This is a genomic window from Pseudoflavitalea rhizosphaerae, from assembly GCF_003991355.1.
In the GTDB taxonomy this organism is placed as follows: domain Bacteria; phylum Bacteroidota; class Bacteroidia; order Chitinophagales; family Chitinophagaceae; genus Pseudobacter; species Pseudobacter rhizosphaerae.
This window is the reverse complement of record NZ_RCSU01000021.1, coordinates 84984-102605: the sequence shown is the minus strand read 5'-3', so window position 1 is coordinate 102605 and position 17622 is coordinate 84984. Positions and strand designations below refer to the sequence as shown.

At 48.0% G+C, this 17622-nt stretch carries 17 protein-coding genes; 11 read left to right on the top strand and 6 right to left on the bottom strand.

Going from position 1 to position 17622, the window contains the following annotated elements; all coding sequences use genetic code 11:
* The 3 genes from D9Y29_RS26715 to D9Y29_RS25365 all read left to right on the top strand — a co-directional run.
* Positions 1-257 (top strand): hypothetical protein (locus D9Y29_RS26715; protein ID WP_206513874.1); only part of this gene is annotated, 257 nt, incomplete at its 5' end.
* Between the two features lie 14 nt (positions 258-271).
* Positions 272-1027, top strand: a complete 756-nt coding sequence (fabG, locus tag D9Y29_RS25370) for a 3-oxoacyl-[acyl-carrier-protein] reductase (protein ID WP_127133054.1) — start codon at positions 272-274, stop codon at positions 1025-1027.
* Between the two features lie 129 nt (positions 1028-1156).
* The gene (locus D9Y29_RS25365; RefSeq protein ID WP_127133053.1) at positions 1157-1861 is read left to right on the top strand and encodes a hypothetical protein; all 705 of its coding nucleotides are present in this window, start codon (positions 1157-1159) and stop codon (positions 1859-1861) included.
* Positions 1862-1934: 73 nt separating this feature from the next.
* Here D9Y29_RS25365 and D9Y29_RS25360 read toward each other — a convergent pair whose 3' ends face one another.
* Together D9Y29_RS25360 and paaZ are read right to left on the bottom strand one after the other, a co-directional pair.
* Entirely contained in the window at positions 1935-2714 is a 780-nt protein-coding gene (locus tag D9Y29_RS25360) for an enoyl-CoA hydratase/isomerase family protein (RefSeq protein WP_127133052.1), read from the bottom strand.
* A gap of 18 nt (positions 2715-2732) precedes the next feature.
* The gene (gene paaZ, locus D9Y29_RS25355) at positions 2733-4781 is read right to left on the bottom strand and encodes a phenylacetic acid degradation bifunctional protein PaaZ (RefSeq protein WP_127133051.1); all 2049 of its coding nucleotides are present in this window, start codon (positions 4779-4781) and stop codon (positions 2733-2735) included.
* Between the two features lie 133 nt (positions 4782-4914).
* Here paaZ and D9Y29_RS25350 point away from each other — a divergent pair, with 133 nt between their 5' ends.
* A complete protein-coding gene (locus tag D9Y29_RS25350) occupies positions 4915-5379 on the top strand; it encodes a viral A-type inclusion protein (protein WP_127133050.1) in 465 nt (154 codons plus the stop codon).
* A 71-nt stretch (positions 5380-5450) separates the two neighbouring features.
* On the opposite strand, the gene D9Y29_RS25345 is transcribed toward D9Y29_RS25350, so the two are convergent.
* Entirely contained in the window at positions 5451-5918 is a 468-nt protein-coding gene (locus tag D9Y29_RS25345; protein ID WP_127133049.1) for a hypothetical protein, read from the bottom strand.
* Between the two features lie 87 nt (positions 5919-6005).
* On the opposite strand from D9Y29_RS25345, the gene D9Y29_RS25340 reads away from it, so the two are divergent.
* Complete coding sequence (locus tag D9Y29_RS25340; RefSeq protein WP_241238042.1) at positions 6006-7013, top strand: S1C family serine protease; 1008 nt, start codon at positions 6006-6008, stop codon at positions 7011-7013.
* A 38-nt stretch (positions 7014-7051) separates the two neighbouring features.
* On the opposite strand, the gene D9Y29_RS25335 is transcribed toward D9Y29_RS25340, so the two are convergent.
* Both D9Y29_RS25335 and D9Y29_RS25330 read right to left on the bottom strand, forming a co-directional pair.
* On the bottom strand, positions 7052-7378 hold the full coding sequence (locus D9Y29_RS25335) for a YegP family protein (protein ID WP_127133048.1): 327 nt from the start codon (positions 7376-7378) through the stop codon (positions 7052-7054).
* A gap of 110 nt (positions 7379-7488) precedes the next feature.
* Positions 7489-11298 carry a S8 family serine peptidase gene (locus tag D9Y29_RS25330; protein ID WP_127133047.1) on the bottom strand — a complete coding sequence of 1270 codons (3810 nt, stop codon included), beginning with the start codon at positions 11296-11298 and terminating at the stop codon, positions 7489-7491.
* Positions 11299-11385: 87 nt separating this feature from the next.
* On the opposite strand from D9Y29_RS25330, the gene D9Y29_RS25325 reads away from it, so the two are divergent.
* Positions 11386-11850 carry a hypothetical protein gene (locus D9Y29_RS25325; RefSeq protein WP_206513873.1) on the top strand — a complete coding sequence of 155 codons (465 nt, stop codon included), beginning with the start codon at positions 11386-11388 and terminating at the stop codon, positions 11848-11850.
* A 111-nt stretch (positions 11851-11961) separates the two neighbouring features.
* A complete protein-coding gene (locus D9Y29_RS25320) occupies positions 11962-12975 on the top strand; it encodes a DUF4421 domain-containing protein (protein WP_164735549.1) in 1014 nt (337 codons plus the stop codon).
* Between the two features lie 55 nt (positions 12976-13030).
* Here the strand turns inward: D9Y29_RS25320 and D9Y29_RS25315 are convergent, their stop codons facing one another.
* Positions 13031-13612 (bottom strand): adenylate kinase, encoded by a 582-nt coding sequence (locus D9Y29_RS25315; RefSeq protein ID WP_127133045.1) that lies wholly within the window; start codon positions 13610-13612, stop codon positions 13031-13033.
* Between the two features lie 174 nt (positions 13613-13786).
* Between D9Y29_RS25315 and msrB the strand changes: the two genes are divergently transcribed.
* The 4 genes from msrB to D9Y29_RS25295 all read left to right on the top strand — a co-directional run bounded on the left by msrB (position 13787) and on the right by D9Y29_RS25295 (position 17618).
* Entirely contained in the window at positions 13787-14380 is a 594-nt protein-coding gene (msrB, locus tag D9Y29_RS25310) for a peptide-methionine (R)-S-oxide reductase MsrB (RefSeq protein ID WP_241238041.1), read from the top strand.
* Between the two features lie 16 nt (positions 14381-14396).
* A complete protein-coding gene (gene rlmD, locus D9Y29_RS25305) occupies positions 14397-15800 on the top strand; it encodes a 23S rRNA (uracil(1939)-C(5))-methyltransferase RlmD (protein WP_127133044.1) in 1404 nt (467 codons plus the stop codon).
* A gap of 86 nt (positions 15801-15886) precedes the next feature.
* Positions 15887-16588, top strand: a complete 702-nt coding sequence (locus D9Y29_RS25300) for a rhomboid family intramembrane serine protease (protein WP_127133043.1) — start codon at positions 15887-15889, stop codon at positions 16586-16588.
* 103 nt (positions 16589-16691) lie between these two features.
* Positions 16692-17618 (top strand): rhomboid family intramembrane serine protease, encoded by a 927-nt coding sequence (locus D9Y29_RS25295; RefSeq protein ID WP_127133042.1) that lies wholly within the window; start codon positions 16692-16694, stop codon positions 17616-17618.
* Positions 17619-17622: the final 4 nt, after the last annotated feature.

Genomic DNA, 17622 nt, shown 5'->3' with positions numbered 1-17622 from the left:
ACATTGCTCGCCGGGAGGCGAGCGACTGGCCACACGCTGCACTGCTCCTCCACACACCCTGCACTGCTCCTGGCACACACCCTGCACTGCTCCTCCACACACCCTGCACTGCCCCTGCACTGCCCCTGCACACACCCTGCTGCCCCTCCACAAACCCTGCACTGCCCTGCATTCTCAGCCAAAATCCCTCAACCCTGCACAATAATTATTTCGCCCACGTATTGCATAAATTCACTTTATTTGTGCTCGTTTTATAAAAATTCAACCAACCATGAAACTACTCGACAATAAGGTTGCTATCGTAACTGGCGCAGCCCGCGGAATCGGAGAAGCGATTGCAGTGAAACTGGCCGAACAGGGCGCAAGCATCGCCTTCACTTATGTAAGCGACAGCAGCGCAGACAAGGCAGCAGCGCTTCAACAGAAACTTGAATCACTCGGCGTAAAAGCCAAAGCCTATAAAAGCAATGCCGGCGATTATGCAGCCAGTGAGCAATTTGTGAATGATGTAGTAAAAGAATTCGGCACCATCGACGTTTGCGTGAACAATGCAGGTATCTCCAAAGACAATCTCCTGCTTCGCATGACGCCTGAACAATGGGACGATGTTATGAAAATCAACCTGAATAGCGTTTTCAACATCACCAAACAAGTGATCCGCCCCATGATGAAAGCAAAGAAAGGAAGCATCATCAACATGAGCTCTATCATAGGTATCCGCGGAAATGCAGGACAGGCTAGCTATGCAGCCAGCAAGGCCGGTATCATCGGATTTACAAAGTCCATCGCACATGAACTGGGTAGCAGGAATATCCGTTGCAATGCCATCGCTCCCGGTTTTATCGAAACCGATATGACCCACTATCTCCAGGACGGAGACGCCAGCAAGGCATTCCTCGAAAAGATTCCTCTCGGCCGTTTTGGAAGTGGTGAAGAAATCGCCAATACAACATTGTTCCTTGCTTCAGACATGAGCACCTACATTACTGGCCAGGTGCTGAGCGTTTGCGGGGGATTGAATATTTAGTTCGATAAAAAACTATACTGAAGCAGGATTCTTACCAGAGTCCTGCTTTTTTATTTGAAGGGTGCTGACGCTCAACAATAGTTTTACTATTTTACATTATCAGCCTCCCACCAAAAAACTCATCAATCAATGAAACTGTCCTATTGCCTGTTACTTACCCTTTGTCTGGGAGGCTTGTCCTGCGGTCTCTCCAATGTCAAGCCTGACCCGGCAATGAGGAAATCCGCGGAAGAAGTGGTGAAAAGATACCAGGGAAAAATAAGTTACACCTATGGAGTAAGTGAATCTATATCGAAAGGAAAATCGAAATATGTTGAGCTCACGCTAGAGGGAAGTCCCCTGTTGAATTCCAGTGATGAGGAATACAAAACGATAGCTGCCGGAGGAATAGCTTACACCTTCTATAAACCGCTGGAAAAAAATGTAAAGTTTACGGGTATCAATATCGTGATCAAAGATGATACGATGGAGTACAAGTATCCCATTCAGGTGAAAAGTCTGATAAGATTTGATTCCCTGCTGAAGAAATTCGAAACTGTGATGGACCTTTACGATTCAGCCAGATTTGATCAACTGGTGGAAACAATAGATGGCGGAGAAGCCGATTCCGCCAAACAACAATTTATCACTTATTTAAAGGATCACCAGGTAGAAAATGGTCCTGTAACCAGAAAGTCTCCTTTTTTCGGATTTGGCGCCTATGAAAAAAACGGACGAAATAGAATGGTGGCCTGTTACAGGGTTATACGAGAGAAAAACAGCCACTGGCTTGAACTTTACATGGATCTTTCCGGAAACCAACCAAAGATTACTGGAGTAAAACACCTGAAATAACGGGGATACCCAATCGAAAATTATCCGGGAGCAGTTACTCTTAGCTGGCTGAGTGACTGCTCCCGGTATATATTTACTTTTTCGCTTTCGCTTTGAATTCCTGAATTGCATTTCTTGTGAAGCTGCTCAACACCAATTCTCCGCTGATCTTAGCCCTGTCTATCAGCAACTGGTCCCAATGTTCGGTCCCTTTCCACAAAACCTTCTTCAACTCATGCATGGCCTGCGGGCTGGAGTGCGACAAAGTATGCGCCAGGCGTGCAATGGATTCATCCATATCAGTAACACTGTTGTGCAATTCTGCAAACAATCCCTTCCTCCTGGCCCAGTCTGAATTGCGCCACATGGTGGCATCGATGGCAAGATGCCCGAAACCCGCAGTACCGATCTTTCTTTCCACCGCAGGGCCAACCACAAACGGGCCAATGCCAACCGCCAGTTCACTTAATTTCACATCTGCTCCTTCTACTGCAATAGCATAATCTGCCGCAGCGGCGATGCCTACACCGCCACCCACGCACTTACCATGGATACGCGCTATGATGAACTGCGGGCATTTCCTCATGGCATTGATCACATGCGCAAAGCCGCTGAAGAATTCAAGTCCCTGCTCTTTATTTTGAATAGCTACCAGTTCATCGAAGGAGGCGCCTGCACAAAATGCTTTATCACCTGCAGAACGAAGCACAATCACTTTGGTATCGCTTTCATTGCCTGCACCATGGATCACATGCGCCAGTTCTTCCAGCAGTTTGCCGGGCAATGAATTGCTCTGAGGGTGAAAGAACTCGATGGTAGTAACACCATTATGCGTTTCGGCCTTTACATGGCCTTGCTGAACTTCTTTGATCATAGATAAATATTTTATGAATTAGCCCTGATCTTTCTTTCTTACCATAGTTAAGATGGTGGCAATGGCAACCGGTTCTCCCAGTTGATCTGTAACTTCCACCAGCCACTTCACAATTCCTTTTGCAATATCCTCTTCGCTTTTCTTTTCCTGCTCCGTTTTTTCTTTACAGGTGAGTTGAACGCCGATGGTAGCGCCTGCATAAACGGGTTTGAGGAAGCGGCATTCTTCCAGTCCATAATTCAACATCACGGGACCTTTCTTCGCATCTACAAACAATCCTGCTGCTGCACTAAGAATGAAGTAACCATGTGCTACAGGCTTTTCAAAAATGGTGCCTTCCAGTGAAGTGTGATCGGTATGAGCATAGAAGTGGTCCCAGCTCACATTGGCGAAGTTCACGATGTCTGCTTCAGTAACAGTGCGCTTATGCGTGTGAAGCGTGTCTCCGATCTGGAGTTCTTCAAAATATTTTCTGAATGGGTGCTTTTCGTCTTCCTGTGTGGCGCCGCCCTGCTGGTAAACGTTGGTGATAGCGGTAATGGCTGAAGGTGATCCCTGGATGGCAGTGCGTTGCATATAATGCTTCACGCCTCTTACGCCGCCCATCTCTTCACCTCCACCCGCGCGTCCCGGGCCGCCATGCACCAGCATAGGCAAAGGAGAGCCGTGGCCTGTGCTTTCCTTGGCGTCTTCGCGGTTGAGCACCAGGATACGTCCGTGATGCGATGCAGCTCCCAGTACAAAGTCTTTCGCAGTTTTATTATCGGCCGTTACAACTGAGCATACCAGTGAGCCTTTTCCTTTCTTGGCCAGGATGGTGGCTTCTTCCAGGGATTTGTAAGGCATGATGGTGCTTACAGGACCGAAGGCTTCCACCTCATGTACTTCCTTTGATTCAAAGGGTTTTTGGTTGAGCAGTAACAGCGGGCTCATGAATGCGCCTTTCTTTGCATCGGCATCGATCACTTCAACACTGTCAAGCGAACCATAAAGGATGGAAGATGATGCCAGCAATTTCTGCACCTGCGCCATCACTTCCTCGCGCTGACTTTGTCCGGCGAGTGAGCCCATGCGCACTTTTTCATTTTCAGGATTGCCGATGGTGGTTTGACTGAGCGCTTTGCCAATCGATTTCCACACATCTTCCATTTTATTTTCAGGAACAAAAATGCGGCGGATGGCTGTACATTTTTGTCCGGCCTTGGTAGTCATTTCTTTTCTCACTTCTTTCACGAAGATGTCCCACTCCGGCATGTCCGGTGTAACATCTTCTCCCAGCACGATACAGTTCAGGGAATCTGCTTCCATAGTGAATGGAACATTTTCCGCGAGTACGCGTGGGTGTGCTTTCAGCATTTTGCCGGTGGAAGCGGAGCCTGTGAATGTGATCACATCCTGTTCGGTAACATGGTCCAGCAGGTCACCGGCGGAGCCAACCAGTAACTGGAGAGCGCCATCGGGCAGGATGCCAGAGGCAATGATCTTTTTCACTACAGCTTCTGTGAGATAGGATGTTACTGTTGCCGGCTTCACAATAGCCGGCATACCTGCCAGGAGATTTACCGCTATTTTTTCCAGCATGCCCCACACAGGGAAATTGAATGCATTGATGTGAATGGCTACGCCTTCTTTGGGAACTAAAATATGATGGCCCATGAAACTGCCGGTTTTACTGAGAGAAACCGGCTCTCCGTCAACAGCGAAAGATTCATTGGGGAATTTCCTGCGCAGGGATGCGTAGGAGAACAAATTACCAATACCGCCTTCAATATCAACCCAGCTATCTGCTTTGGTAGCGCCTGTCTGATAGCTAAGGCTGTACAGTTCAGGTAAATGTTCGCGGAGCATCAGTGCGAGTGCCTTGAGCATCAGCCCTCTTTCATGAAAGGTCATTTTCCGCAGAGCGGGATTGCCCTTCATTCTACCATATTCCAGTACAGAGGCAAAATCAAGCCCTTTTGTGGAAGTGGTCCCCAGCGCTGCGCCGGTAACCGCATTGTATAATGTCTGCCCTTCTCCATCGCCGGAAATCCATTTGCCGGTCACGTAGTTTTCGAGTTTTATCATATAGCAAGTTAATATCACGAAAATACTGCAAAGCAATAAATCCGGCCGGAATTATCATTATTATTAACAGACATGTATTTTTGCCGGGAACGGCGGAAACTGGTAGCTCTCCGCTGTGTAAAAAACACAAAGTATGATAAAACAAATTGCTTCGCTGGCTGTGATCAGTATGATGGTCCTGGCCTGTAACAATGCACAGGACAATGCTGCTGAAAGAAAAGACGGGTATTCAACAGCACCCAAAACAGAAACGGATTCGCTTTATCACCAGGTGATGGATGGGCATGATGTGGGGATGGCGAAAATGGGAGCCTTGAAAAAATATAACGGTGTAGCGCAATCGAAAATCGACAGTATTCAGAAATTACCAGCTGCAAAGCAGGACAAAGCATATCTACAGGAAGTGATGACCCTTCAGCAGCAGCTGATCAATGCGGAGAAGGGAATGAATGAGTGGATGGAAGGTTTCAACCTGGATTCTGCCTCTGGTCCAACAGCGAGCATCAGTTATCTTAAGAGTGAGCTGCAGAAAGTGGTTGTCGTTCGTGATCAAATTCTCGGCAGCCTGAGCAAAGCAGATTCCCTGTTGAAAAAGTAGTAAAAAGATAATAATGCAAAAAGCCTGCACTCATCATGAATGCAGGCTTTTGTGCTTTTTGAATATCATGATCAGGCATTGATCAGCCCGAATTGCTTCAGGTGGTGTTGAAAATGCTTGTACAGTAACTGCACCTGCTCTTCGAAGTTCAGGTTGCCGAAAATAGGGTTCTCTATTTTCAGGCCGGGTGTGGATTCAAACACTTCAAAGAAGTGGTCCAGTTCTTTCTGTAATGCTTCGATGGCCTGTTGGATGGTATTGTATTCCGTTGGGTTGGGCTCTTCGGGAAGCAATGGATTGATGGTGTTCTCGCGGAAAGGTTTGTCTGTCATCAACCATGCGTATGCTTTCGCCATTCTTTCCTTATCGGGAAGGGCGGTATGATGGATGCTGCCATTGGCAACTTTCATCATACCGGCCATATGTTCCACCATTTGCTGGCCATTCATCTTGCCCCAGGCTCCTTTGGCATCTGGCGCCAGGTGCTTCAGGTGGAAAACTGCTTCATTCTTCAGGAAATTCACTTGCTGCTGGTTCATACTAAAGGTTATTTATTAATGGGCATAATAGCACAATTTACATAAAAATTGGTGTCAGCCTGTCAGATAAACGGATTGGTTCAGCATTTGAACGGAATAGATAATATGGAAAACGACTATCCTCTACAATTGGTTCAGCATGCTGACCAGGGTTTGCTGGATGCTTATTCCGGCACTATTACCCGCGTGGTGCACGAAACCGCAGAATCGGTTGTGCATATTGAAGTGATCAAAACGATCGCAGACCCCAGGACCCGCCAGCAGCGCGATGCGCCGGGCAGCGGCTCGGGCTTTATCATTTCTTCCGATGGTTTTATTGTTACCAATAATCATGTGATCGAACAGGCGAAAGACATCAGGGTTTCTTTCCCTGATGGCAGGAAAGTGGTAGCGGAACTGAAAGGAACAGACCCCTCTACTGATATTGCAGTGCTGAAGATCTATGAGAACAACCTGAAAGCATTATCGTTTGCGGACTCTGCCCAATTACAACCCGGACAGATTGCAGTGGCTATCGGTAATCCGCTGGGCCTTCAGCATACAGTAACAGCCGGCGTGGTGAGCGCCCTGGGCAGAACACTGCGTGCCAGCAATGGAAGACTGATAGACGATGTGATCCAGACAGATGCCAGTCTCAATCCGGGCAACTCTGGCGGACCGCTGGTCAATTCCTCCGGACAGGTGATTGGTGTGAATACGGCCATGATCCCTACCGCACATGGAATTTGTTTTGCAGTCAGCTCCAACCTGGCGGCGTATGTTGCCGGTCGGCTGATCATGACCGGTAGGGTCAAGCGCGCTTACCTCGGTATCGCCGGTCAGCAGGTGAACTTAACGGAACGCATGATGGCGGCCAATAAGCTGCAAAAGAGAACAGGCGTGTACGTTTTTGAACTGGAAGCAGACGGCCCTGCATACAACCGTCAACTGCAGAACGGTGATATCATTGTGGCCATCGGTGAAACGCATGTAGGTTCCGTGGATGACCTGCACAAACAACTGACGGAAGCTTTTATCGGACAAGCTGTGAAACTGGATGTACTCAGGAGTGGCAGGAGGCTAACAGTGGAAGTGATTCCCGGGGAACTGAAATGAACAAAGGCAGCAGTAATGCTGCCTTTTATGATTCAAGCTTATTCTTCTTCTGTGGATGCGGAAGGTGCATTGGATTTCACGGATTCAATACCATTATCCCTGCCTTGCGCAGATTCATACATTTGGCTCTTGCCAATCACCTGGCTATTGGCGGCTTTCAGATTGAAATAGAATTTTCCGTTGCTGGATTCCTGCCTGTCGTAATTGCCATCATTACCGGCATTCTTTTTTACGGATTCGATACCATTGGCGCGTGCAGCAGCCGTGGTATATCCTTCACTTGAAAGTATCACCTGGCCGTTGTCTGCTTTGAGGTTGAAATAGTACTGGCCATCGTTTCCGGTTTTAGTGATAAACTTACCCATAGATGAATGATTTGGTTATGATAAATATAAAGATAACTGATACATAAAAACAAAAATCCCAGCAGATGGCCGGGAATTTTTGAAAATTTAATGTCATATACCGGAGATGCTTACCTGATCAACAGCTTGGAGAGGTAGCTCTTGTTATCGTGCTGGATCCTCAGCATGTATACACCGGTTGTGAGATGTGATGCCTCGATAGTCTTGTTGAACCTGCCCACAAATCCGGGATAATTGTTCTCATACACTTTTTGTCCGAGTGTATTCAGGATAGTGATATTGAGATCAGCTTTCCGTGTTACGGTGAAGTCGGTTACAAATCTTCCGCTGCTTGGGTTGGGTAATACTCTCAGGCCGATGGCGGATGGATCAACATTGGGAATGGAAGTAACCACAAAATCCAGCTCATTGGATGTTTGAGCGCATCCGAAGCTGTTTGTAACAATCACTTTGTATTTGCCACTGATAGTGGGGGTATACTCCGTGGAGGTTGCGCCGATGATGATGGAATTGCCATTATACCACTGGTTACCGGTTGCGGCGCTGCTGACCAGCTTATTGTTTGATACGCTGATTATTGGCGCTGCAGCGGCGTCTGTAGCGGTTACTTCAGTTCTTCCGGCGCTGGCGCAATTGATGAAGCGCAGCTTCATGTCGTAGAAAACATAGTAGAATTTCGCAGCATCGTTGGAAGGGAGCTGCGAGTTGATATTGCCCGTTAAATTGAATACCCCGTTCACTCCGGCAGGGTAAGGATTAGTGGTAAGATTGGTGTTGGCAAAGAAAGTGGCCGCATTGGCATTGTCTTCTTCCTGGTAGATCATAATGCCGTGTGTTCCGGTAGTGGTAACGGGAAGGTTCACCTGAAATACAGCTCCATTGTCGTTCGCTGAATAAACAGTTGAGCCTGGAGTTGGATGTGTGGAGTATACATCGATCTCCGTGATTGCTTCAGGAGTAACCGAAAGCTGGTTGTTTTCATATTTCAGGTTCTTACCGATCAGCACCGATACTTTCCTGGAGGTATTCACTTTGCTGATGTACAGCTTCACGGATTCGATCATCACAGGGGCATTGTTGGTGAAGGTCATCCAGTAAAGATTGTTGGGCCAGTAGGAGCCTGTTGTATTGAGGGTGCCATTGGTGGCCGGTCCAACTCTAATATTGGCGCTGTTCTTTTCTACAAAATATTTCTTGCCTGCCGTGATCACATTGCTGTTGGTTTTGGTGCCGGCAGCAATTGGCGCGGTGGCGTTGGATGCATCATACCAGAAGTAGAGATCATTAGTTGTGTTGGGCGTTTTGAAATTCACTGTATTGTTGTTGCAGATCTCTGCTTCTGCTCCTGTTGGATTGGTGCTGGCCTGTGCCATATTGATGGTTGCCACTGTTTTATTGTTGCTGGCATCCTGGTCATTAGCCAGGGTGGTAGCGGCTTCTATTTCATAGGTAGCGCCGGCTTCAGGAGTGAAAGGCGTTTGAACGGTGTACACCACATCACCTTCGCTTTTTACAACTCCCGGGAAGCTGCCGGTGGTGTTGAGCACAGATGCTCCGCCTTTGCTGATCTTGAGCGAGAAAGGAACATTGCTCTGGTCCTGGGTGCCTGTATTGCGGATGCGGATGGATACATACTGGGGACCAGTTGCGCAGTCATCGTCGAAAGGAGAAATGATCTCAGATACGCCTACTTCTTTGGAAGGCGTTATCACTTTCATAATGAAGTCGTGCGTTTCACCTTTTGCATAGCTTCCGCAGGCTGTGATGCCGGCAGCATTGCTGGTTTCTGACAGCACGATCCTGGTGAGAATCGACTGGCCGGTTGTAATGCTGGCAGGCAAAGGCAGGTTGAAATTGAATGTATGTGTGGGCGTGCCGGGTGTAACGGCACTGCTGGTGTACAATAATTCTGATGCATCGAAAACACCATTGCTGTTCACATCGGCAAATACTTTGTAGGCGATCGCAGGCAGGTTCTCTCCGCCGCAGGTGCCTGCAATGAGCGTAGTGGGATAGCTGGTATTCGTTTCCACAGACGCAGTGGAGCCGGTATTGTCAACATATTGAGTACAAGTGCTGGTGTTGGCTGCGGTAAAATTCAGGTTGCTTAATTTGATACTATTGATGCGTGCGCCATTTGCATCTGTGGGACCGGATGTAGCACAGATGGCAGCGCCGCCCACTCCGCTGACGATAAGTGAGAATGCCTGTGAGCCACGTTCCAGTGTGCCCTTATGCGTTACCTTGATGGTATAGGTCTGGCCCGGAATGGGATTGTTGATCTCGATCTTCTCAACATTGTCCAGTTTATTGTCTCCGGTTGTTGCTGCAGCAGGCCTGTTGGTTGGGTTGAGTATCCAGGGACTGAAAGTATTGGTGGACTGGGTCACCCGAAGGTCCAGGTCGTGAACAAGTTTGGGGGTTGCATCATTCAGAGCATCGGCATCCTGGATGCTCCCCTTGGGGTCAGTCCAGCTGATCGTCACCACCAGTGGTCCGCTGCCGGAAGCGATCACCGGAAACGTATAGATATCTCCGTTATTAAGCGTTTCTTCTTTGATCACTTGTTTCTTTGCCGGGCTGTTATCATCTTTTATCACGAGGGCGGCTTTGGCAACATTCACAAGTCCCCATCCGAACATATAATCGGGCCCGGGATTGGGGCCAGCTTCATCTGCAGTATGAATGGTGAGGCCCTTCAGTGTGGCAGCGCGCATGAATGTGCCGGGATGCTGTTGAACGTAATATTCCTGTAACAGCAACAGGGAGCCGGTTACATTGGGAGTGGCCATGGAAGTGCCGCTATAGGTTGCATATGCATTGTTGGCGGTGGCGATTGATGAAGTGAGGCCAACGCCATCGGCCACAACATCAGGTTTGATCCTGCCATCATCAGTGGGGCCCCAACTGCTGAAGCTGCTCATCACTACATTGCTGGCGGATGAGTAGCCGGTTGGAACAGGGTTTACAGCACCTACTGTAAGAATATTCTTGGCAGTGCCGTAAGAAGAAATGATATCGTAGCTGTTGTTGCTGCTGATCCCGGAAGGGCGGCCACCTGTGATTTTGGTCATAACATTGCTTGAGTTGTAGCGCCATGCTTCTGCTCCAACAGCCGGGCCATTCTCATCCCTTTTATTTCCCGATGATTTTACGATCAGGTAATAAGGGGCATTGTAAGCGATGGAGTCCCACATCTGCGTCTCATCTGTATACATACCGAAGCGGGGATCTTCATTTTGATCAAATGGGCCCCAGAACTCCCACCTGCTCTGCGTTTCATTGTATTCCCATCCTGCCCTCTCCCCATAAGAGTGGTTGGATACCAGCAGGGTGGTGGCGGCATTGAGCATTTCAGAAATATGGTTGTTGAAGTCGTACGCGTTCATGGACTGCATTTTGTGGGCCATGCCTTTAGCATTGGGGTTCACGCCTGTTGCCATCATGGTGCCGGCAACGTGGGTGGCATGGTCGCTATTGGCGGTATTGTCCATATTGGTGATCCTGCCGGTGAGCTCCAGGTGGGTGGCGAGTACTTTGCCGCCATCCCAAAGGCCCATTTTGTTCTTGACGGCATTGGAGTTACCACTGAGTGTAAGGCCGAGTGCGCCTCCTTCCCAGAGTTTATTGGTGCCGATGGTGGCTGCTGCTACCTGGTTGCTTTCTGTAGTAAGATAAACCGGATTTCCATAGCGGTCGGTCCCTGTTAACAATGCGATACCTCCATTCTTACGGCTCACGCTAACGGGCCAGTTCTTTTGTGCGGCCAGCTTTTGCAGCCTGTCGTAGCCGCTGCGTTCCTTTGCAGCTTGCTGTTCTCCGGCTTTTCGCAGCAGTTCTGTTTGTGTTCTGGATTGAGAAAATGCCTGGCCGCTGGTCAATAACACTATCACTAATAGAGTAAATTTGTTCCGGGGCATGTAAAGTTTTTAATATGTACTGAAAAAACGATAATTTGGTTGGCGATGGGCCAATGCTCTGCCTAAATTTAATAATAATACATGGCTATGATGGGAAAAAAACTTGGGTTATCACTGCTGGCATTTTTAATGCTAACGGTCTTAAGTTCTTATACCTGCATCTTCTGTAAAAAAGGAGGGATCAAGGGCCTGATCTACCTGGTAAAAGGGAACCAAATGCCTTCACCCGGGCAAATGCTTCCGCCCAAAATCCCATTACAGACAACCCTGTATATTTATGAGCTGACGAATATCAACCAGGTGACCCGTGCAGAAGCCCATGCGCCTTTCTATACGGCCATCAATACCAAACTGATCAAACAGGTAAACTCAGATACGAAGGGCGAATTCAAAGTGAAATTACCGCCTGGCCAATATTCCCTTTTTGTAAAAAAGGACGACCGCTTCTACGCAAACCTCTTCGATGAAAAAAACAATATCGCTCCTGTAACCGTTGCCAAAGGAAAATACACCGAAGTAGAGGTCCGGGCTGATTATGATGCCGTTTACTGATACGCATCCATCATCCATCCTTCAAAGGGTATGCAATTTGCATGGCAGTTGTAAAAGGATACAATTGTAAACACGTAAAGCGGATACAACGCAATGCGGCATAAGCTATTAATGAAAAAAGGATGGACTCTCATGGCGCTACTGGCTGGCTGTATTTCCGCCACGGCGCAGCGAACGGCAAATTATGACTCCGATTATTATGAATCCTTCACAGACCAGGTAACGGGTCGGGTGTATTTCTCTCAGAAATACACCAATCTCATCCTGCTCTCGAAACACCGGGAAGATGATCTTCGCTACCGGCCCAATACCACCCTCAATTTCGGCGTTGGCGCTACTTATGGCTGGTTCACCCTCAATCTTGCCTATGGTTTCGATTTTCTCAACGAGGGCGATGACTCAAAAGGCAAAACGCGTTATCTTGATCTGCAATCGCATGTATATACCCGTAAGATGAGCATCGATATCTTCGGGCAATTCTACAAAGGATTCTATCTCTATCCCGAAGGAACAGCCGCACCTGCAAAGAACTGGTACACCAGGCCGGATATCAAAGTCAGGCATATGGGGGTGGCGGCTTATTATATAATGGATTGGGATAAACTGAGCATGCGCGCCGCCATGCTGCAAACTGAATGGCAAAAGAAATCCGCAGGCAGCCTTTTGGTTGGAGGAGAAGTATATTACGGAACTACCAAAGGCGACAGTGCCCTGGTGCCATCAGCCCTGGAAGCAATATACGACCAGCGGGGCGTTACCAAATTCCGCTACTTCGATATCGGCCCCGGAATCGGTTATGCCTATACGTTTGTTTGGAAGGAACATTGGTATGCGATGGGCGGCATCACCGGAAGCTTTCCCATCAATTTTCAGAAAGACATCCGCTATGGAGCGGCAGAGAAAAAGACCTCCATCAGTCCTGACCTCATGTACAGGGCTGGCCTGGGTTACAGCAATGAAAGGATGAATATCAGTATTACCTGGGTGAACAATTCCTTCCAGTCAAAAGGCGGGTTTGGCAAATACAGGATCAATACCGGTAATGTTAGACTGAATGCCGCTTACCGCTTCATGCCTGGTTCAAGACTGAAAGATAGGATCAAAATTTTCAGGTCTGATAGCTGATCGCAGGGTATTCACCCGCTCGCCTCCCGGCGAGCGACTGTCAAACTCAAAAAACTTATGCAGATTGTTTTGCTTCGATCTCTCTGGTGAGTGAATTGAAAATATCATCGATACTTCCTTCTCCTTTCACGCGTTTTACTTTTCCGAATTGGGCGTAGTGGCCGGCAACCGGAGAAGTTTTATTTTCATATTCCACAATGCGGGCGCGGATCACATCTTCATTGGTGTCGTCGCTTCTGCCGGAGGTCTTACCCCGGTTAAGCAGGCGCTGCACCAGTTCTTCCTGGCTTACTTCCAGCGCCAATACAATGGAAATCTCTTCACTCAGCTCAGCCAGCAGGTTATCCAGTGCTGCTGCCTGTGCTACCGTGCGGGGGAAACCATCAAACAGGAATCCTTTTGCATCGGGGTTGGACTTCAGCGCGGAACGGATCATGCCGATCACCACTTCATCAGGGACCAGCTGGCCCTTATCCATAAAGCTTTTGGCTTCCAAACCCAGTTGGGTTTGATTGGCGATCTCTTCGCGAAGCAGGTTGCCCGTTGAAAGATGGATCAATCCATATTGGTCTATTAGCCTTTCTGACTGTGTGCCTTTTCCGCTACCGGGAGGTCCGAATAGAATCAAATTGAACATGGTACTGCTACACTTGGTGAAGGGACAAATATAAACCATGATCTTTAGAAATCCTTTAACATCCGGGGGTTTCTGATTAAAAAAGCATTAGACAATCCGCTAACATCTGTTAATTTTCACTGCGGGAGATCCCATCAAACATACAGCGCGTAAATTTGTTATAAATACATGACCATGAAGCGAAACCTGCACAGGGCGCTGGTTCTGCCCCTTATACTCCTCATGCTGACTGCATTGCAGCAGTGCAGCTATTCACAGTCATCATCACCCAACCAGAAAAAGAACAATATGGATAGCACAAAAAAGAATAACCCGGCTTATTCCCGCACAGATTCCAGCAAAGTGAACCTGACAGATGAAGAATGGAAAAAGATTTTGCCTTCAGAAGTGTACTATATCGCAAGGCAGAAAGGAACGGAAAGACCCTGGAGCAGCAAATTCGAGCACTCCAAAGAGATCGGCACTTACTACTGTGCTGTATGTGGTAATCCGCTGTTCAAAAGCGATACCAAATTCGAAAGCGGTTGCGGCTGGCCGAGTTTCTATGAGCCCGTTACAAAGGGCAGCATCATTTATCAGCCAGACAATACCCATGGTATGAGCCGCACGGAAGTACTTTGCGGACGTTGCAAAAGCCATCTCGGTCACGTTTTCGACGACGGCCCTCCACCCACTGGCCTACGCTATTGCATTAATGGAGTAGTGCTGGATTTTGAGAAAGCCAAAGAAGCAGCAAAGAAATATAAGGAAGGACAAGAAGAAGAGTAGACGCTATCTTTGCAGCATGAGAAAGAAGAACATGGTATTGCAAAGCATTGCGGTTGAAGATTATGCGGCTGAAGGAAAGGCATTGTCCAGATTAGACGGAAAAGTGATCTTTATCGAAGGAGCCGTTCCCGGAGATGTGGTGGATGTGCGCCTGAGCAAGAATAAAAAAGAATGGGCCGAAGGTAAAGCGGTCCATTTTCAATCCTTCTCCAAAGACCGCGTGGATCCCTTTTGCCAGCACTTTGGCGTATGCGGCGGCTGCAAATGGCAGATGCTTCCCTACGAAAAACAACTCTTGTACAAACAACAGGAAGTTGCCCAGAATCTCAAAAGGATCGGTAAAGTGGATCTCCCTGAAATGGAGCCCATCCTGGGTTGCGGGCAAACCTCCCGCTATCGCAATAAACTCGAATTTACATTCAGCAATAAAAGATACCTCACCACTGAAGAGATCAATGCAGGTGGAGAACTGAAGCAGGAAGATGCTCTCGGCTTCCATGTACCGCGACTGTTCGACAAGATCATCGATATCGAAACCTGTCACCTGATGGAAGAACCGGCCAACGCCATCAAGAATACCATCCGCGCATTCGCAAAGGAACAGGGCTACACCTTCTACGATATCCGCGAACACAAAGGATGGCTTCGCACCCTCATCATCCGCGTTGTTACAACAGGAGAAGTGATGGTGAATGTCTGCTTCGGTTATGAAGACGCCAGGGAGCGTAAGAAATTATTCGATCACCTGCTTCAGCAGGTGCCTTCCATCACTACCCTGCTCTACACCATCAACCCCAAGAAGAACGATACCATCTACGACCTGGAACCGAAAGCGTATATTGGCAACGGTTATATCATGGAAAAGCTGGAAGACCTTCGTTTCAAGATCGGGCCCAAGAGTTTTTTCCAGACCAATACCCGCCAGGGAGAAAGATTGTACCAGGTTACCCGCGAGTTTGCTGAACTAACCGGGAAAGAAACTGTTTATGATCTGTATTGTGGTACCGGCAGCATCGGACTGTTCGTGAGCAGCCTGGCTAAAAAGATCATCGGGGTGGAAGTGATCAAAGAAGCGATTGATGATGCCCGTGAGAATGCTGCACTTAATAATATTGGCCATGCCGAATTCTTTGCCGGCGATGTGATAGATATTTGTGACGATGCCTTTTTCGCCCATCATGGCAAACCCGATGTGATCATCACCGACCCCCCACGGGCAGGCATGCACGAAAAGTTGGTGCAGAAGATCCTGGATATGGAAGCGCCACTGGTTGTGTACGTGAGTTGCAATCCAGCCACCCAGGCCCGTGACCTCAACAGGCTCGGGGAGAAATACGAAGTTACCAGGGTAAGACCCGTGGATATGTTCCCCCAAACACACCATATCGAGAATGTGGTGCAATTGAAATTGAAAAAATAACCTTCACACAACAAGAAATCGATCCGGTTGTTAGCCCATTCAGGCAAACATGCCGATATTAGTGGAATCAAAAAGGAAACAGGAATATGGGAAATGTGAGATTTGGCGGCGGTTTTCAACCATTACCGCCCGTTATCAAGAATCTGATCATTATCAATGTGCTGATGTGGCTGGCCGAGCTTACTTTCAAAGATGCGCTGGTAACACCGCTGGCGCTTCACTACCAGGGCTCGCCCGAATTCGGCGTATGGCAGCTTGTTTCCTACATGTTCCTGCATGATACCCGAAATTTCTTCCACCTCTTCTTCAATATGCTTATCCTCTGGATGTTTGGTACACAGCTGGAAAATCGCTGGGGCCCCAAACGATTTCTCCTTTTTTACCTTATCTGTGGTGTGGGTGCAGGAATCATACAGCTTATCGCCAACCAGGTTGAATTGAATATTGTGATGAGCAAATATAATAGTGGTGAGATGGCTGAAAGCCTTGCAAGATACCGGGTAGCTGCCATCCAGCTTATCCAGGTGCTGGGTGCTTCTGGCGCCATCATGGGTGTGATGGCTGGGTTCACTTATCTCAATCCCAACCAGGAACTTTTTATTTTCCCCCTACCTTTTCCTATCAAAATGAAATATGCCATGGTGGCTTATGTGCTGATTGATCTGTTCGGAGGCATTAATCCACGCTACGGAGGTGGTGTAGCGCATTTTGCTCACCTTGGCGGCGCGCTTTTCGGGTTCATCCTGGTGATCATCATGAACCGGAATAACCGGCGAACATTTTATTAAAACCGGAAACATTACCTATTATCAAACGTTTAATACAATTAGCCGGTAGGTTGATGCTATTGATCTGACCGGTGTTTTGTACATTCACGCAAAAATTTACTCCGTGCTGCGGGAAAACCGTTATAAGAAAAAGACGATACTGGGTCAGGATGGGAATGCCCTGCTGATGTTGCTGGCGGTGATCGCCATTCTCTTCTGTATTTTCAAATTCCTATTCCTGGTTTACAAGATGTCTGACTGGCAGGAAATTGAGTATTACACCAATATCCTGGACTGGTTCAGAATGCCCGGTAGCTTCGGGTCTTTTCTCAGCAGGCCCTGGACGTTGCTCACTTACATGTTCATTCATGATGGTGTGTGGGACCTGATCGCAAATGTTCTCTGGCTTTGGGCTTTTGGTTTCATTTTCCAGGACCTTACCGGAAATAACAAACTTGTACCACTCTTCATCTATGGCGGATTACTTGGGGGAGTGATCTTCCTCACTGTGGCAAACCTGATGCCGGCCATGGCTCCCGCTCTTCCCGGGCTCAGGCTGGAAGGCGCTTCTGCAGGACTAATGGCCATAGCCATCGGAACCACTGTGCTGGCGCCGAACTACAGGATCTTCCCCATGATCAATGGCGGCATTCCCATCTGGATATTGACACTCGTTTACATTGCACTTACCTTCAGCCGCGGCATCAATATTCAGAATACACCAATACTGCTCGCTCATCTCGGCGCAGCAGGAATGGGATGGCTCTTCATTCACCAGTTGAAACGCGGGCACGACTGGAGCCTTTGGATGAATGAAGCATACGACTGGGCAACCAACCTCTTCAATCCCGATAGAAAAAACTGGAAGAAAACAGCAAAAGACGATCTCTACTACAATTCAAAAGGAACACAGCCTTACAAGAAGATCCCCAATATCACCCAAAAGAGGATAGACGAGATCCTCGATAAGATCAATCAGCAAGGTTACAGGTACCTCACTGAAGAAGAAAAAGAAATACTGAAACGGGCTGCGGAAGATGAAGAGTTGTAAATTT

Coding starts and splice junctions, on each gene's coding strand:
- fabG (WP_127133054.1), top strand. CDS start 272: ATGAAACTACTCGACAATAAGGTTGCTATCGTAACTGGCGCAGCCCGC.
- D9Y29_RS25365 (WP_127133053.1), top strand. CDS start 1,157: ATGAAACTGTCCTATTGCCTGTTACTTACCCTTTGTCTGGGAGGCTTG.
- D9Y29_RS25360 (WP_127133052.1), bottom strand. CDS start 2,714: ATGATCAAAGAAGTTCAGCAAGGCCATGTAAAGGCCGAAACGCATAAT.
- paaZ (WP_127133051.1), bottom strand. CDS start 4,781: ATGATAAAACTCGAAAACTACGTGACCGGCAAATGGATTTCCGGCGAT.
- D9Y29_RS25350 (WP_127133050.1), top strand. CDS start 4,915: ATGATAAAACAAATTGCTTCGCTGGCTGTGATCAGTATGATGGTCCTG.
- D9Y29_RS25345 (WP_127133049.1), bottom strand. CDS start 5,918: ATGAACCAGCAGCAAGTGAATTTCCTGAAGAATGAAGCAGTTTTCCAC.
- D9Y29_RS25335 (WP_127133048.1), bottom strand. CDS start 7,378: ATGGGTAAGTTTATCACTAAAACCGGAAACGATGGCCAGTACTATTTC.
- D9Y29_RS25330 (WP_127133047.1), bottom strand. CDS start 11,298: ATGCCCCGGAACAAATTTACTCTATTAGTGATAGTGTTATTGACCAGC.
- D9Y29_RS25325 (WP_206513873.1), top strand. CDS start 11,386: ATGATGGGAAAAAAACTTGGGTTATCACTGCTGGCATTTTTAATGCTA.
- D9Y29_RS25320 (WP_164735549.1), top strand. CDS start 11,962: ATGAAAAAAGGATGGACTCTCATGGCGCTACTGGCTGGCTGTATTTCC.
- D9Y29_RS25315 (WP_127133045.1), bottom strand. CDS start 13,612: ATGTTCAATTTGATTCTATTCGGACCTCCCGGTAGCGGAAAAGGCACA.
- msrB (WP_241238041.1), top strand. CDS start 13,787: ATGAAGCGAAACCTGCACAGGGCGCTGGTTCTGCCCCTTATACTCCTC.
- rlmD (WP_127133044.1), top strand. CDS start 14,397: ATGAGAAAGAAGAACATGGTATTGCAAAGCATTGCGGTTGAAGATTAT.
- D9Y29_RS25300 (WP_127133043.1), top strand. CDS start 15,887: ATGGGAAATGTGAGATTTGGCGGCGGTTTTCAACCATTACCGCCCGTT.